This is a genomic window from Mesorhizobium robiniae, assembly GCF_040545535.1.
GTDB lineage: Bacteria > Pseudomonadota > Alphaproteobacteria > Rhizobiales > Rhizobiaceae > Mesorhizobium > Mesorhizobium robiniae.
In genome coordinates, this window is record NZ_JBEPMC010000008.1 from 254,048 (window position 1) to 267,727 (window position 13,680).

The window sequence follows — 13,680 nt, forward strand, 5'->3', positions numbered from 1 at the left end:
GCCGAATGATGATTGCCGTCTATCGCTGGTTCGAGAACTGGGTCTACCCATTCAGGGAGCCCGCGGACCTTCGGCCACCGGTCAGCGTCAGGGGGTTCCTCTGGCACTATGTCGGCCAGGCGAAATTCGCCTTCTTCGCCATGCTGGTCATCGGCGGCATCGCGCCGCTGGTCGAGGCCGGACTGTTCTACTTCGTCGGGCGGCTGGTCGACATTCTCGACCAGCTCCCCGGCGAGCGCAGCTGGGACGCGCTGTGGACTGCCGCCGGTCCCGAACTTGTCTTCATGGCCGCCGTGGTGCTGGTCATCCGCACAGTTGTCGTCGGCCTGGCGGCGCTGGTCGACGAGCAGACAATCACGCCCGGCTTTTACAATCTGGTGCGCTGGCAGGCTCACCACCATGTTTCGCGCCAGTCCTACGCCTTTTTCCAGAACGATTTCGCCGGCCGCATCGCAACCAAGGTCTGGCAGGCGGGGCAGGCGACCGGCGATCTGATGGAAAGCTTCATCGAGGTCGTCTGGTTCATGGTCGTCTATACGGTGACGACGCTGGTTCTGGTCGCCAGCCTCGATCTCAGACTGGCGGTGCTGGTGGTGATCTGGATCACCGCCTTCGGCTGGCTGGCCAAGCGCTACCTGCCGGCGATCCGCAAGCATGCCGAGGCAACCGCCGAGGCCGGTTCTATGATCAACGGCCGCATCGTCGATTCTTATTCGAACGTGCAGACGCTGAAGCTGTTCTCCGCCGACGGCGACGACCGCTACATCAGGAGCGGTTTCGATATCTATCTCGACGCGCTGCGGCCGTTCACCCGCCGGCTGACCGGCGTGCGCATGGCGCTGACGACGCTGTCGGGGATCATGATCACGGCGATCGCCTGTTTTGCCGTCTATCTCTGGGTCGAAGGCTCGATCACAGTGGGGGCCGTCGCCTTCACCCTGTCGCTGGTGTTGCGGCTCAACATGCTGCTCGGCCGGCTGATGATGCAGCTCAACAGCATCCTGCGGAATCTCGGCGTTCTGGAAAACTCCAAGGCGCTGATCTCGCAGCCGCTCGGCCTGACCGATGCGCCCGACGCCAGGGAGCTTGTGGTAGGCGGCGGCCGGATCGACGTGAAGAACGTCGAGTTCCACTACGGCAAGGGGTTCGGCGTGCTCAACGGCATCGACCTCGTCGTGCGGCCGGGCGAGAAGGTCGGATTGGTCGGGCCGTCCGGCGCCGGCAAGACGACGCTGGCCAATCTGATCCTACGCCTCTACGACCTAGAGGGCGGAAAAATAATGATCGACGGCCAGGATGTTGCCAAAGTCACGCAGAATTCTCTGCGCGCCAATATCGGCGTCGTCAGCCAGGATACCGCACTGTTCCATCGCTCGCTTCGCGACAACATCAAGCTCGGCATGCCCGACGCGACGGACGCCGAGGTGATCGCGGCCGCCAAGAAGGCCGAGGCGCACGACTTCATCCTCGACTTGCGCGACAATCGCGATCGCCAGGGCTACGAGGCCTTTGTCGGCGAGCGCGGCGTGAAATTGTCGGGCGGCCAGCGCCAGCGCGTGGCGATCGCCCGCGTCTTCCTCAAGGACGCGCCGATCCTGATACTCGATGAAGCGACGTCGGCGCTCGATTCCGACATCGAGGCGGCCATCCAGGAAAATCTGGCGAGGCTGATGGAGAACAAGACGGTCATCGCCATAGCGCACCGGCTGTCGACCATCGCGGCACTCGATCGCCTGGTGGTGCTCGACGGCGGCCGTATCGTCGAACAAGGCACGCATGACGAACTGGTCGCGCTCGACGGGCTCTATGCGCGGCTGTGGAAGCGGCAATCCGGCGGCTTCCTGTTCAACGAGGAGAGCGTGCTGGAGGAGACGCGGCCGGCGGAGTAGGCCAGGACCCCAGCAAGACCGGAGTGGATCATGTCGGTGCGAATGCCATCGAATTTCGGACGGTCGGGAGCGCAGGAGAGCGCACTCGACCTGCTCGGCCATGAAATCCTCGGCGAAAAGGCAGCGGCGCTCGGCCGCGCCGGCCGACGCGTGGATGAAACGCTGGCGAGGTTGCGCGAATATGGCGACGATGGCGAACAGCGTGCCCGGCTGCTCAAGGATGCCGCTGAGGCCGTCCACGGCTATTTCATCCAGCGCGAATTGTGCGGCTTGCGCAGGCACGAGGCAGTGATCCGGGAGTACAATATCCCAAAAGCCGTGCTGGCCAGGCTCGGCGCCAGATAGGCATCCGGCGCCTGCCGCTCAAAGCGCGACGCGCTTTATACTGCATCCTTGTCCCAAAGTCGCTGCGCACCCTTGGTTCAAGCCTGGGCATGTTTTTGGGCAACATGCCTTTAGCGAACTTCTTCGCGGAAGCGCACGAGCCGTTCGACGAGCGCCCCCGGATTCTCGTCGGCGGCGAAATGGCCGCTGTCGGGAATGATGCCGCCTTCGATATTGGTGAGTCCCGCAGAACGAAGACCCTCCAGGTAGTCCTCGACAGCGCCGGGCTCGGCCGACCCTCTGAGATACAGCACGGGCAGGTCGATCCCGGTCTTCGGCGTCATTGTGTTCTCCCTGGCGTCGACGGCGAAGGCGCGATACCAGTCGAAGCCGGCCTTCAGGCTTTCGGGGCGGGAATAGGCTTCGGCGTAGATGTCTCGCGCTTCGGACGAAATAGCGGAGCCATCCTTGCTCAGAGCGTCGAAGAAGAAATCGAAATAGGCGCGCTCATGGCCGGTTACGAGTTCCTCGGGGAGCCTTGGCACGGCATGAAACGCGAAATGCCAGATCTGCGGATTGCGGACCACTTCCTCCCACGGCGATATGCCGGGAATGGCGACGTCCATGATCACTGCGCCAGCAAGAGCATCGCGATGATTGCGGAGCATTGAAAACACGACCTGCCCGCCGACGTCATGACCAACGATCACCGGCCGGTCCAGCATGAAAGCGTCGGCGACACTTTTCATGAGCCTCGCGAGGGTCTTCTTGTCACCGGCCTTCGGGGCACCGAATGAGCCGCCAATGCCCGGCAGATCGGGAGCGATGACGTGGTATTTTTGCGACAGTCGCTCCATCGCCGGCTCGAAGGCATGGGAGCTTTGCGGCCAGCCATGCAGCAGGAGAAAGGCTGGCGCTGCCATTGGGCCCGCCTCGCGAACGGCGATCATCAGGCCTTCGACCTGTATGCTGCGTCCAGGCATTCGCGTTACCTTCAGATGCGGATGCCGATGATCTAACGCGCGCTTTGGCTGTGGCCAGACCACACCACATGATAGCACCGCGCGTCTATTCCAGCCATTCGGTGATGAAGCTGCCGTTTTCGTGGATGTCGGTGGTCTCCAGCGTGCCTGGACCGAGATTGGTGAATTTGTGCGGCGTGTTCGGCGGCACGATCAGGATCTGGCCGGCCGACGCCTCGATCTGCCGGTCACCGATGGTGAACAGCCCGGTGCCGGCGCGGATGATGAAAATCTCGCAATAAGGATGCGTGTGCAGCCGCGGGCCGCCGCCGATCTCCGGCAGATAGTTGAAGATCAGGCAGCTTCTGGAGCCGTAGGCGCCGCACTGCAGTTCGCCTTGCCAATGGTCGGACCGGCGGTCGGACGCCCCGGCCCATTTGTCGCGGTCGATGACATGCGCCATGGGCCGAGGATAGACCGGGGACGGGTCTCCTGTCGAGGCAACTGCAGGCGCCGGTTTTGCCGTTGTTTTCCTGTGGTTTGGCCGTCGTCGTCGCCCTGCCGCCCGACGCCGGTTTGCGTCCCCGCGACAATCTGCCCTTGTGCCTTCACCCGTCTGGACAAAAACAGGCTTCACGCATAAACCGAAGTCCAAATGCCGGAGGAATTCGCTAGCCTGTTCGCCATGCGCTGTCGGGTTGGCGTGAATGAGCGGGGAATAGGGCTCGCCACCGGCACGGAAGAGGCGAAAGGATCAGGCACCCGTGAGCGCAACCGACACCCAGGATCCCAACCGTCGTGATTTTCTCTACGTCGCCACCGGCATGGCCGCAGTGGTCGGCGCGGGTGCCGTCGCCTGGCCGTTCATCGACCAGATGCGCCCGGATGCCTCGACGCTGGCACTGGCCTCGGTCGAGATCGACGTCTCTTCGCTGACGCCGGGGACGTCGCTTGTCGTGAAATGGCGCGGCAAGCCGGTGGTCGTGCGCAACCGCACCGAACAAGAGATGAAGGACGGCGAGGCGGTCAATCTGGCCCAGCTCAAGGATCCGCTCGCCCGCAACGCCAATCTGCCGGCCGACGCACCGGCGACGGACGCCAACCGCACCATGCCGGGCAAGGAAGCCTGGATGGTAATGGTCCAGGTCTGCACCCATCTCGGCTGCATTCCGCTCGGCCAGGAAGGCGAGTTCGGCGGCTGGTTCTGCCCGTGCCATGGTTCGGTGTACGACACCGCCGGCCGCGTCCGTGGAGGGCCGGCGCCGGAGAACATGGCGGTGCCGGTGTTCCAGTTCATTTCCGACACCAAGATCCGTATCGGCTGAGGCGAGGGGACATTTCGATGAGCGAGGGACACTCGACCTACACGCCCAAGACCGGGATCGGACGCTGGTTCGACGCCCGCATGCCGCTGCCGCGGCTGGTCTATGACAGCTTCGTCGCCTATCCGGTGCCGCGCAATCTCAACTATGCATGGACCTTCGGCGGCATCCTGGCGCTCATGCTGGCGGCGCAGATGCTGACAGGCATCGTGCTGGCCATGCATTATGCGGCAGACAGCACGCTCGCCTTCGATTCGGTCGAAAAGATCATGCGCGACGTGAATTCGGGCTGGCTGCTGCGTTATCTGCATTCGAACGGCGCGTCGTTCTTCTTCGTCGCCGTGTACATCCACATCTTCCGCGGCCTCTACTACGGTTCCTACAAGGCACCGCGCGAGCTTCTGTGGATCCTTGGCTGCATCATCTACCTTCTGATGATGGCGACGGGTTTCATGGGCTATGTGCTGCCCTGGGGGCAGATGAGTTTCTGGGGCGCGACCGTCATCACCGGCTTCTTCAGCGCCATCCCGCTGGTCGGCAACTGGATCCAGGAGCTTCTGCTCGGCGGCTTCGCCGTCGACAATCCAACGCTGAACCGCTTCTTTTCACTGCACTATCTCTTGCCGTTCATGATCGCCGGCGTCGTCGTGCTGCATATATGGGCACTGCATGTGGTCGGCCAGTCGAACCCGACCGGCATCGAAGTCAAATCGAAGACCGATACCGTCGCCTTCACCCCTTATGCGACCATCAAGGACGCCTTCGGGATGCTCGTGTTCCTGTTCATCTTCGCCTATTTCGTCTTCTATCTGCCGAACTTTCTCGGCCACCCGGACAACTACATAGTCGCCGACCCGCTGAAGACGCCTGCCCATATCGTGCCGGAATGGTACTTCCTGCCGTTCTACGCGATCCTGCGCGCCATCACCTTCAATATCGGGCCGATCAACTCCAAGCTCGGCGGCGTGCTCGCGATGTTCGGCTCGATTGCCATGCTGTTCCTGGTGCCGTGGCTCGACACCTCCAAGGTGCGCTCGGCGGTCTACCGGCCCTGGTACAAGCTGTTCTTCTGGCTGTTCGTGATCGATGCCGTCCTGCTTGGCTGGCTGGGTTCGCAGCCGGCTGAGGGCAGCTATGTCTTCATGGCGCAGATGGCGACATTGTTCTACTTCGCGTTCTTCCTGGTAGTGCTGCCGGTGCTGGGCCTGGTCGAGACGCCGCGGCGACTGCCGAATTCGATCACCGAGGCGGTGCTCGAGAAAAACAAGGGCGGCGGCGGACATCCGGCTGGCGCGACGGCCGCACCGGAAACCAAGGGCTGAGCATGATCCTGAACAGTGGAGACCGGTTTTCGGACAAGATCATGCTCGAGACGACGACGGCGCGGCAGAGAATCTCAAGGGGATTTGGCATGACGAAGATTCTCACCTCGCTGGCGCTGCTCGGCCTGGTCTTGGCAGGCGCTGGCGCTGCGACCACCGGGGCCATCGCCCAGGAAGAGGCGCACAACGAAGCCGCGCCGACGCATTTCCCGATACACGAGCCGAAGGAGATGGACTGGAGCTTCGCCGGGCCGTTCGGCACCTACGACAAGGCACAGTTGCAGCGCGGGCTGAAGGTTTACAAGGAAGTCTGCGCGGCCTGCCATTCGATGAAGTTGGTGGCGTTTCGCACGCTCGAGGATCTTGGCTACTCGGAAGCGCAGGTCAAGGCGCTGGCGGCCGAGTACACGATCAATGACGGTCCCAACGATGCCGGCGACATGTTCGATCGTCCCGGCATACCGTCCGACCATTTCCCGGCGCCGTTCCCCAACGATCAGGCAGCCGCGGCCGCCAATGGCGGGGCTGCCCCGCCCGACATGTCCCTGCTGGCCAAAGCACGCGGCGTCGAGCGCGGCTTTCCGCGTTTCGTCTTCGACATCTTTACGCAATACGCCCAGGGCGGTCCCGACTATATCCACTCGCTGCTGACCGGCTATGACGAGCAGCCGCCGGCGGGCATGGAGATACCGGAAGGCACGCACTACAACCCCTACTTCATAGCCGGCGTGTCGCTGAAGATGCCCAAGCCGCTTTCCGACGATCAGGTGACCTATGACGACGGCTCGCCGCAGACCGTCGACCAGTATTCCCGCGACGTGTCGGCCTTCCTGATGTGGGCGGCCGAGCCGCATCTGGAAGCCCGCAAGAAGACCGGCTTTCGCGTGCTGGTCTTCCTGCTGCTGTTCGGCGCGCTGGTCTATCTGACCAAGCGCAAGGTGTGGGCCGGCGTCGCGCACTGACCGGTACTGAAAGAACGAAAATGCCCGGGGCGTCGAAAGGCGCCCTTTTCTTTTCGGCTGCTTACCGGCAAAACTGTACGGCAACGGAATCTCCGCCTCATGAAATCTTCGCTCGAAGACACGCTGCTTGCCGCGATCCGCACCATTCCCGACTACCCCAAGCCGGGTATCCTGTTTCGCGACATCACCACGCTGCTCGGCAATGCGCGCGCCTTTCGCCGCGCCATCGACGAACTGGTGCACCCCTATGCCGGCGAGAAGATCGACAAGATCGCCGGCATCGAGGCGCGTGGCTTTATCCTCGGCGGGGCTATCGCCCATCAGCTCTCGGCCGGCTTCGTGCCGATCCGCAAGAAGGGCAAGCTGCCTTACGAGACGGTGCGCGTCGCCTACAGCCTCGAATACGGGCTGGACGAGATGGAGATGCACAAGGACGGCGTGTCTCCGGGCGAGAAGGTCATCCTCGTCGACGATCTGATCGCCACCGGCGGCACGGCGGAAGCGGCGGTCAAGCTTCTCAGGCAGATCGGCGCCGACATACTCGCCGCCTGTTTCGTCATCGACCTACCGGACCTTGGCGGCCGCGAGAAGCTCGAAGCACTCGGCGTGCCGGTCAGGACGCTGATCGGGTTTGAGGGGCATTGAGAGCACGGTTCTTCCTTCTCCCACAGGGAGAGAAGGAAAAGGTTCCTCATCCCACCTTCACCAGCACCGCACTTTCGAACTCGATAACCTTGTCGCCGGTCGAATCGAAAGCCTCCGAGCGCAGCGTCAATAATCGCCAGCCCGGCCGCGATGCGATGGGGCGGTGGCTAAGCGCGGTGCGGGTAAAGGTTACGGTTTCTCCTGCATAGACGGGCTTCAGCCATTTGAGATTCTTGAAACCGGGCGAGGGGCCGAATTCGGGCGCCGGCCCAGCGCCGGCCCAGCGAGCGCCCTCGGCCTCCACGCCGGTTTCGAGGTTCAATTTCATCCAGGTTGCCGCTGTGTGCCAACCCGAGGCGCACAGGCCACCGAACACGCTCTTCTTCGCCGCCTCTTCGTCGAGATGGAATATCTGCGGATCGTATTTCCGGGCGAACGCCTTGATCGCCTCGGGTTCGAATGTGTGGGAACCGAGGGTGACGGTGGCGCCGATGCGAAAGAACTCGTCGAGGCTCACGCGCTGGCCCCTCGGGTCAGGAACATGACAGTGTTCTCGAGTTCGAAGACGCCTTCGCCACGCTGGTTGAAAAGCTCGCTGCGCATGGTGACGAGGCCGATCTGAGGCTTGGATCTGGACAGGCGCTTGGCAAGGACGGTGGTGTTGCCGCTCAAAACGTCGCCGGCCAGCACCGGCCTTTTCCATTTGACGTGGTCGACCCCGGGGGCGCCCTGCGAGGTCGAGTCCAGCAGGAAGGCGTCGCACAGCATGCGCATGAACATCGCGCAGGTGTGCCAGCCGGAGGCCGCCAGCCCGCCAAGGATGCTGGCCCTGCCCGCCACCTCGTCGAGATGCATCGGCTGCGCATCGAATTCCTGCGCGAATTCGATGATCTCGGCCGCGCTCACCAGCTTCGTGCCGAGGTCGAGCGAGGCTCCCTCGACGAAATCCTCATAGGCCCAGGTCTTTCCGGTCATGGTCTGGAATCCGGTTCAAGATTGTACGATCCCAAGGGATCGGCGTTCCCGGATGCAGGCCGGACAGCCTTTGGTCAAGAGATTTCTAGTGAGCCAAGCCTTGGTCAGAGCCAGCCGCGGCGGCGGAAATACCAGAAGGGAAGGATCGCCGACAGGATCATCAAGCCAATGGCGAAGGGATAGCCGAAGTGCCAGGTCAGTTCGGGCATGACATTGAAATTCATGCCGTAGATCGACGCCACCAGCGTCGGCGGCAGGAAGATGACCGCGGCGACGGAGAAGATCTTGATGATGGCGTTCTGCTCGATCGAGATCATGCCGAGCGTCGCGTCGAGCAGGAAGTTGATCTTCTGCGACAGGAAGGTGGCGTGGTCGGCAAGCGACAGCACATCGCGCGACAGGGTCTTGATGCGCGCGCGGACGTCCTTGCTCATCTTGGTCTGGGCCGAGGCGTGGGTGAGAAAGCCGGCCAACCGCTGCAGCGAGATCAGGCTGTCGCGGATCGAGGAGGCGATGTCCTCCTTGCGGCCGATGGCCTTCAGCAATTCCTGGAAGTCGCGGTTGCGCTTGGAAGCCTTGGTCGAGCGCGCTTCGAAGATGTCGCGCGAGATCGCCTCGATGTCGCGGCCGGCGCGCTCCAGAATGTCGGCAAGGCGGTCGACGATCGCCTCCAGCAGGCCGATCAGGATGGTGTCGCTGCTGGTGCAGCCGGTCGCCACCTTTTCGGCGCGCAGCGGAAAGGTCGTGAAGGCCTTGGGCTCGTGGTAACGCACGGTGATCAGCCTGTTCCCGGCCAGCACGAAGGTGACCGGCGACATCAGAGGATCGTCGGCCTCGGTCTGGGCCGGCAGCGTGGCGGTCATGAAATAGGCGCCGTCCTCGATATAGAGACGGCTTGAAATCTCGATCTCCTCCATCTCCTCGCGCGTCGGAATGGCAACGCCGAGCCAGGTCTCGATCTTCGCTTCCTCCTCCTTTGTCGGATTCAGAAGATCGGCCCAGACGATCTTGTCGCTGTTTGCCAAGAGATCGTCGACTATGCGCAGGCGGTCATTGTCCACGACGAATGCCTTGATCATCGCCGGGTCTCCCTTGCTGGAGCCAAAAGGATGGGTTCGAATGGGCGCGTCGTTTCGGATTGCACGGGACGGGTGCTTTCGAGGAAAGCACGGGCCGGGTGCAGACGCCCCTTAGACCGGGCATTGCAGGCAGTCAACCCGCGCGGAAGGGCTTGTGCTGCCGTGCACGAGGCTGTGATCGCATCGGCGGCCATGATGGCTGCCGGCGCGTCGTCGGTCACATCAAGTGTTAAACTTGAACAGCATGATGTCGCCGTCCTGGACGACATATTCCTTGCCTTCGTCGCGCGCCTTGCCGGCTTCCTTGGCCGCCACTTCGCCGCCCAGCGTGACGAAGTCGTTATAGGCGATGGTCTGGGCGCGGATGAAGCCACGCTCGAAATCGGTGTGGATGACGCCAGCCGCCTGCGGCGCCTTGGCGCCCTTGTGCACGGTCCAAGCGCGCGTCTCCTTCGGCCCGACGGTGAAATAGGTGATGAGCTGCAAAAGCTCGTAGCCGGCGCGGATCACCTTGTTCAGGCCCGGTTCCTCAAGGCCCAGCGTGGCGAGGAACTCCATTTCCTCTTCATCGCTGAGCTGCGCGACCTCGGCTTCGATCGCCGCGGAAATCACCACGGTGTGGGCGCCTTGCGCGGCAGCCATCCGGTCGACCGCTTCGGTGTGCGCATTGCCGGTGGCAGCGTCGGCCTCGGCGACATTGCAGACATAGAGCACGGGGTGCGAGGTCAGCAGGTTCAGCCCCTGCAGAATGCGCAGATCCTCGGGCGCGATGCCGTTGAGCAGGATACGGGCGGGCTTGCCGGCCTGCAGGAGTTCGAGGGCTGCTTCCATCATCGGAAGCACGGTCAGCGCCTCCTTGTCCTTGCCGGAAGCGCGCTTGCGGAACTGCACGATGCGGCGTTCGAGGCTATCGAGGTCGGCGAGCATCAGCTCGGTCTCGACGGTCTCGGCGTCGGCGACGGGGTCGATGCGGCCCTCGACATGGGTGATGTCGTCATCCTCGAAGCAACGCAGCACGTGGACGATGGCGTCGACCTCGCGGATGTTGGCCAGGAACTGGTTGCCCAGCCCTTCGCCCTTCGAGGCGCCGCGCACCAGGCCGGCGATGTCGACGAAGGAGATGCGGGTCGGGATGATCTCCTTCGACTTGCCGATCGCCGCGATCTTCTGCAGGCGCGGGTCGGGCACCGCCACCTCGCCGGTATTCGGTTCGATGGTGCAGAACGGATAGTTGGCGGCCTGCGCCGCCGCCGTCCTGGTCAGCGCGTTGAAAAGCGTCGACTTGCCGACGTTAGGCAAGCCAACGATGCCGCATTTGAAACCCATTTTTTATCCGGTCCTATCGGGAAATCGAAATTTGATGAGGGCTATGGGCGAAAGCGGTGACGAACGTCAAGGCGCAATTCAGTTCAGGGGTTGCGCAATTTCGTCGGTGCCTATGGCCAGCGAGCGAACGCCGGACCTGGTCAATATATGGAAGAGATGCCAGAACGCGTCGACGTCGGCGGTTCCGAAATCGACCGTCAGTTGCCCATCGAGCAATTGCGTGCTGTGAATGATGTTTCCGACGGTTTCCATCGTTTCACGCTCGTCATCGACATCGAACCAGCCGCAAAACCATTCGTCGAAGAGATCGCCGTCAAGATCCTTTGTGTCGAACTTGAAATGGACCTCGTCCCACTTGAACGGTGAGATCAAGACATCCATTCCGCCGATCTCGGCGCGAATATCCGGAGAGAATTTCAGATAGGTATCGCTATTGATGAATTGCGGATTGGGCTCTCCGTCATTGGCAACGAAGTCAACCGCAATGAAATTTCGATAGAAGGAATCGACATTCGAGAACTTGACCTCGGTCGTATGCGATCCTTGGCTGTTGGCAGCAAGTTCGCCGACAGCTGAGACGAACTGATCGACATACTTCTGCCTGACGCGGCGGACCAATTCCTGAACGTCGTCCATATCCATGGCTAGTCCTTGCCGCCGAACAGCTTCTTCAGCATGGCGGCCATCGGCCCGGTGTCGGGCAGCTTGACCGCCGGCTGCTGCGGCCTTGCCTGACGGACGTGACTCTGCTGTTTTGCGCTCTTGTGGGTTTGTCCGGGCTTCTCCGGCCCAGGCTCGATGCCAGCCTTGCCCCGAACGGCAACGGTGACCTTGTTCATGAAGCCGGATTCATCACCTCTGACGATCATTTCGGCATGATCACCGATGGCGTCGAGCAGCGGTTCCAGCCATTCGCGGTCGGCCTTGGCGAAATCGCCAAGCACATGATGCTGGACGAATTCCTTGACGCCGGGATGGCCGACGCCGATGCGTACGCGGCGGTAAGCGTTGCCGATATGGCCGTCGATCGAGCGGATGCCGTTGTGACCACCGGCGCCGCCGCCGGTCTTCACGCGAACTTTGCCGTCGGCGAGGTCGATCTCGTCATAGAAGACGGTGAGCGCCGAGGGGGCGAGCTTGTAGAAGCGCAGCGCTTCGCCGATCGACTGGCCGGAATTGTTCATGAAGGTCTGCGGCTTGATCAGGATGATTTTTTCGCCGGCAAGCGTGCCTTCGGCGATCAGGCCCTGGAATTTCTTCGACCAGGGCGAAAAGGAATGGCGGCGGGCGATTGCGTCCGCCGCCATGAAGCCGACATTGTGCCGGTGGTTGGCGTATTTCGCGCCCGGATTGCCGAGGCCTGCAAACAGCAGCATCGTCACCTCCGGGCGGAAAGGGATTACTTCTCTTCAGCGGCAGGAGCCGCTTCGGGTTCAGCCGCTTCGACCGTCTCTTCCGCCTCCGGCTTCATCGCCGCGGAACCGGCAATGGTGGCGACGGTGAAGTCGCGGTCGGAGATCACCGGCTTGACGCCGGCCGGCAGCTTGACCGCCGAGATGTGGATCGAATCGCCGATATCGGTGCCGGTGAGATCGACGGTGATGAATTCCGGGATCGCATTGGCCGGGCAGTGGAACTCGACCTCGTGACGCACGATGTTGAGCACGCCGCCGCGCTTGATGCCGGGCGACTTGTCCTCGTTGATGAAGTGGACCGGCACGTCGACATTGACTTCGGTGTCCTTGCCGATGCGCAGGAAGTCGACATGGACCGGGAAATCCTTGACCGGGTCGAGCTGGTAGTCCTTGGGCAGGACCTGGATCTTCTTGCCGTCGACATCGATCGTGGCGATCGTGGTCAGGAACCCGCCGCCATGGATCTTGTAGTAGATGTCCTTGTAGGTCAGCGCAATCGCCAGGGGAGGCTGCTTGTCGCCGTAAATTACTGCAGGCACTTTACCGTTGCGGCGAACTGCACGGGCGGACCCCTTACCGACCTGTTCGCGCGCTTCGGCCTTGAGCTCGTAAGAAGCTTGGCTCATGGCATTTCCTTTCGCGTTGTTCTGGAGCGTTCGCGGCCGGCGAGATGCCTGGGCCGCAAACGTCGAAAGCCGTCATGGCCTTACATGATCTGGTCCAAAATCTTATTTGGGATCACGCAGGCCCGGACAGCCTTCCGCCGCGTTGCCTCCAAGGGTGTCTACGCGGGTGGCGGCTCTATAGCGGAAGGTGGGGCGAGGTGCAAGCCGTGGCGGGTGGGCAGTGTCTCGCTTTGAATTTCGGCCTCGCCTCCATTTTCAGAGATTTGGGTTGTGTCTTGAGCCGACCCCAATCGATCAGTGTCAGACTGGAAACACGAGTGCCGAAAGCAATGCGGCGACATACAGTCCGACCCCGAAGGATAGATGGGTCATGAGGCCGCGTAGACGCGCAGTGCGCGGATTGGGCGTTTTCGAAGCTGCAATTCCGATTCCAAAAGCAGGCTGCATTACGAAGAACGGGGCGACAACAGTGGAAATGCCGACAAGAAGGGCAGGAAGCAATGTCGGATGTCGTGCCCAGTCGGGGCCCCATACCCCTATCAGCAACGCAGCAAAGACGATGCCGATCGCATAATGCGCGATCCATCCAATAGGAGTTTCGCCCCGAATTCGGGGAACTTGCGCGATATTTGCATGTGCGAAACGCCCTCGCGGGAAGTGCCCGATCCAGCGGCCGACCCAGGCATAGTCAAGCGATGGGATCGCGAACGCTCGTTTCAGAAACAATCCCCAAAGATCCATCACCGCTGTCGCCCCCGTTCCGATAGCGGCTGCGTGGACAACGAACTCCAACTGCTCGTTCATTTCTATGCTCCTGTCCTAGGCTTCCGACA

Annotated in this window: 16 protein-coding genes; 6 read left to right on the top strand and 10 right to left on the bottom strand. The window is 62.1% G+C overall.

What is annotated here, in order from left to right:
- Positions 1-5: 5 nt before the first annotated feature.
- Both ABID19_RS22825 and ABID19_RS22830 read left to right on the top strand, forming a co-directional pair.
- Entirely contained in the window at positions 6-1,889 is a 1,884-nt protein-coding gene (locus ABID19_RS22825; RefSeq protein ID WP_354493210.1) for an ABC transporter ATP-binding protein, read from the top strand.
- A 30-nt stretch (positions 1,890-1,919) separates the two neighbouring features.
- Positions 1,920-2,234, top strand: a complete 315-nt coding sequence (locus ABID19_RS22830) for a DUF6665 family protein (RefSeq protein ID WP_354493211.1) — start codon at positions 1,920-1,922, stop codon at positions 2,232-2,234.
- Positions 2,235-2,344: 110 nt separating this feature from the next.
- Here ABID19_RS22830 and ABID19_RS22835 read toward each other — a convergent pair whose 3' ends face one another.
- Both ABID19_RS22835 and ABID19_RS22840 read right to left on the bottom strand, forming a co-directional pair.
- Positions 2,345-3,196 carry an alpha/beta fold hydrolase gene (locus ABID19_RS22835; protein ID WP_354493212.1) on the bottom strand — a complete coding sequence of 284 codons (852 nt, stop codon included), beginning with the start codon at positions 3,194-3,196 and terminating at the stop codon, positions 2,345-2,347.
- 85 nt (positions 3,197-3,281) lie between these two features.
- Positions 3,282-3,638, bottom strand: a complete 357-nt coding sequence (locus tag ABID19_RS22840) for a cupin domain-containing protein (protein WP_354493213.1) — start codon at positions 3,636-3,638, stop codon at positions 3,282-3,284.
- 301 nt (positions 3,639-3,939) lie between these two features.
- On the opposite strand from ABID19_RS22840, the gene petA reads away from it, so the two are divergent.
- The 4 genes from petA (at position 3,940) to ABID19_RS22860 (ending at position 7,426) form a co-directional block, all read left to right on the top strand.
- Positions 3,940-4,500, top strand: a complete 561-nt coding sequence (gene petA, locus ABID19_RS22845) for a ubiquinol-cytochrome c reductase iron-sulfur subunit (protein ID WP_354493214.1) — start codon at positions 3,940-3,942, stop codon at positions 4,498-4,500.
- 17 nt (positions 4,501-4,517) lie between these two features.
- The gene (locus tag ABID19_RS22850) at positions 4,518-5,819 is read left to right on the top strand and encodes a cytochrome b (protein ID WP_352933462.1); all 1,302 of its coding nucleotides are present in this window, start codon (positions 4,518-4,520) and stop codon (positions 5,817-5,819) included.
- A gap of 89 nt (positions 5,820-5,908) precedes the next feature.
- The gene (locus tag ABID19_RS22855) at positions 5,909-6,781 is read left to right on the top strand and encodes a cytochrome c1 (RefSeq protein WP_354493215.1); all 873 of its coding nucleotides are present in this window, start codon (positions 5,909-5,911) and stop codon (positions 6,779-6,781) included.
- Between the two features lie 99 nt (positions 6,782-6,880).
- The gene (locus ABID19_RS22860) at positions 6,881-7,426 is read left to right on the top strand and encodes an adenine phosphoribosyltransferase (protein ID WP_354493216.1); all 546 of its coding nucleotides are present in this window, start codon (positions 6,881-6,883) and stop codon (positions 7,424-7,426) included.
- Between the two features lie 46 nt (positions 7,427-7,472).
- Here the strand turns inward: ABID19_RS22860 and ABID19_RS22865 are convergent, their stop codons facing one another.
- The 8 genes from ABID19_RS22865 to ABID19_RS22900 all read right to left on the bottom strand — a co-directional run bounded on the left by ABID19_RS22865 (position 7,473) and on the right by ABID19_RS22900 (position 13,651).
- Positions 7,473-7,943: a MaoC family dehydratase gene (locus ABID19_RS22865; RefSeq protein WP_352933469.1), complete on the bottom strand. Its 471-nt coding sequence runs from the start codon at positions 7,941-7,943 to the stop codon at positions 7,473-7,475.
- Positions 7,940-8,401, bottom strand: a complete 462-nt coding sequence (locus tag ABID19_RS22870) for a MaoC family dehydratase (RefSeq protein ID WP_354493217.1) — start codon at positions 8,399-8,401, stop codon at positions 7,940-7,942. The genes ABID19_RS22865 and ABID19_RS22870 overlap by 4 nt, the downstream gene beginning before the upstream one ends.
- Positions 8,402-8,505: 104 nt before the next feature.
- On the bottom strand, positions 8,506-9,480 hold the full coding sequence (gene corA / locus ABID19_RS22875) for a magnesium/cobalt transporter CorA (protein WP_354493218.1): 975 nt from the start codon (positions 9,478-9,480) through the stop codon (positions 8,506-8,508).
- A 222-nt stretch (positions 9,481-9,702) separates the two neighbouring features.
- Positions 9,703-10,806, bottom strand: coding sequence for a redox-regulated ATPase YchF (gene ychF / locus ABID19_RS22880; RefSeq protein WP_354493219.1), 1,104 nt, complete (start codon positions 10,804-10,806; stop codon positions 9,703-9,705).
- 78 nt (positions 10,807-10,884) lie between these two features.
- Complete coding sequence (locus ABID19_RS22885; protein ID WP_354493220.1) at positions 10,885-11,448, bottom strand: hypothetical protein; 564 nt, start codon at positions 11,446-11,448, stop codon at positions 10,885-10,887.
- Between the two features lie 2 nt (positions 11,449-11,450).
- Positions 11,451-12,182, bottom strand: a complete 732-nt coding sequence (pth, locus tag ABID19_RS22890) for an aminoacyl-tRNA hydrolase (protein ID WP_354493221.1) — start codon at positions 12,180-12,182, stop codon at positions 11,451-11,453.
- Positions 12,183-12,205: 23 nt separating this feature from the next.
- Positions 12,206-12,847, bottom strand: coding sequence for a 50S ribosomal protein L25/general stress protein Ctc (locus ABID19_RS22895; protein WP_354493222.1), 642 nt, complete (start codon positions 12,845-12,847; stop codon positions 12,206-12,208).
- A 300-nt stretch (positions 12,848-13,147) separates the two neighbouring features.
- The gene (locus ABID19_RS22900) at positions 13,148-13,651 is read right to left on the bottom strand and encodes a DUF2938 domain-containing protein (RefSeq protein ID WP_354493223.1); all 504 of its coding nucleotides are present in this window, start codon (positions 13,649-13,651) and stop codon (positions 13,148-13,150) included.
- Between the last annotated feature and the right edge of the window lie 29 nt (positions 13,652-13,680).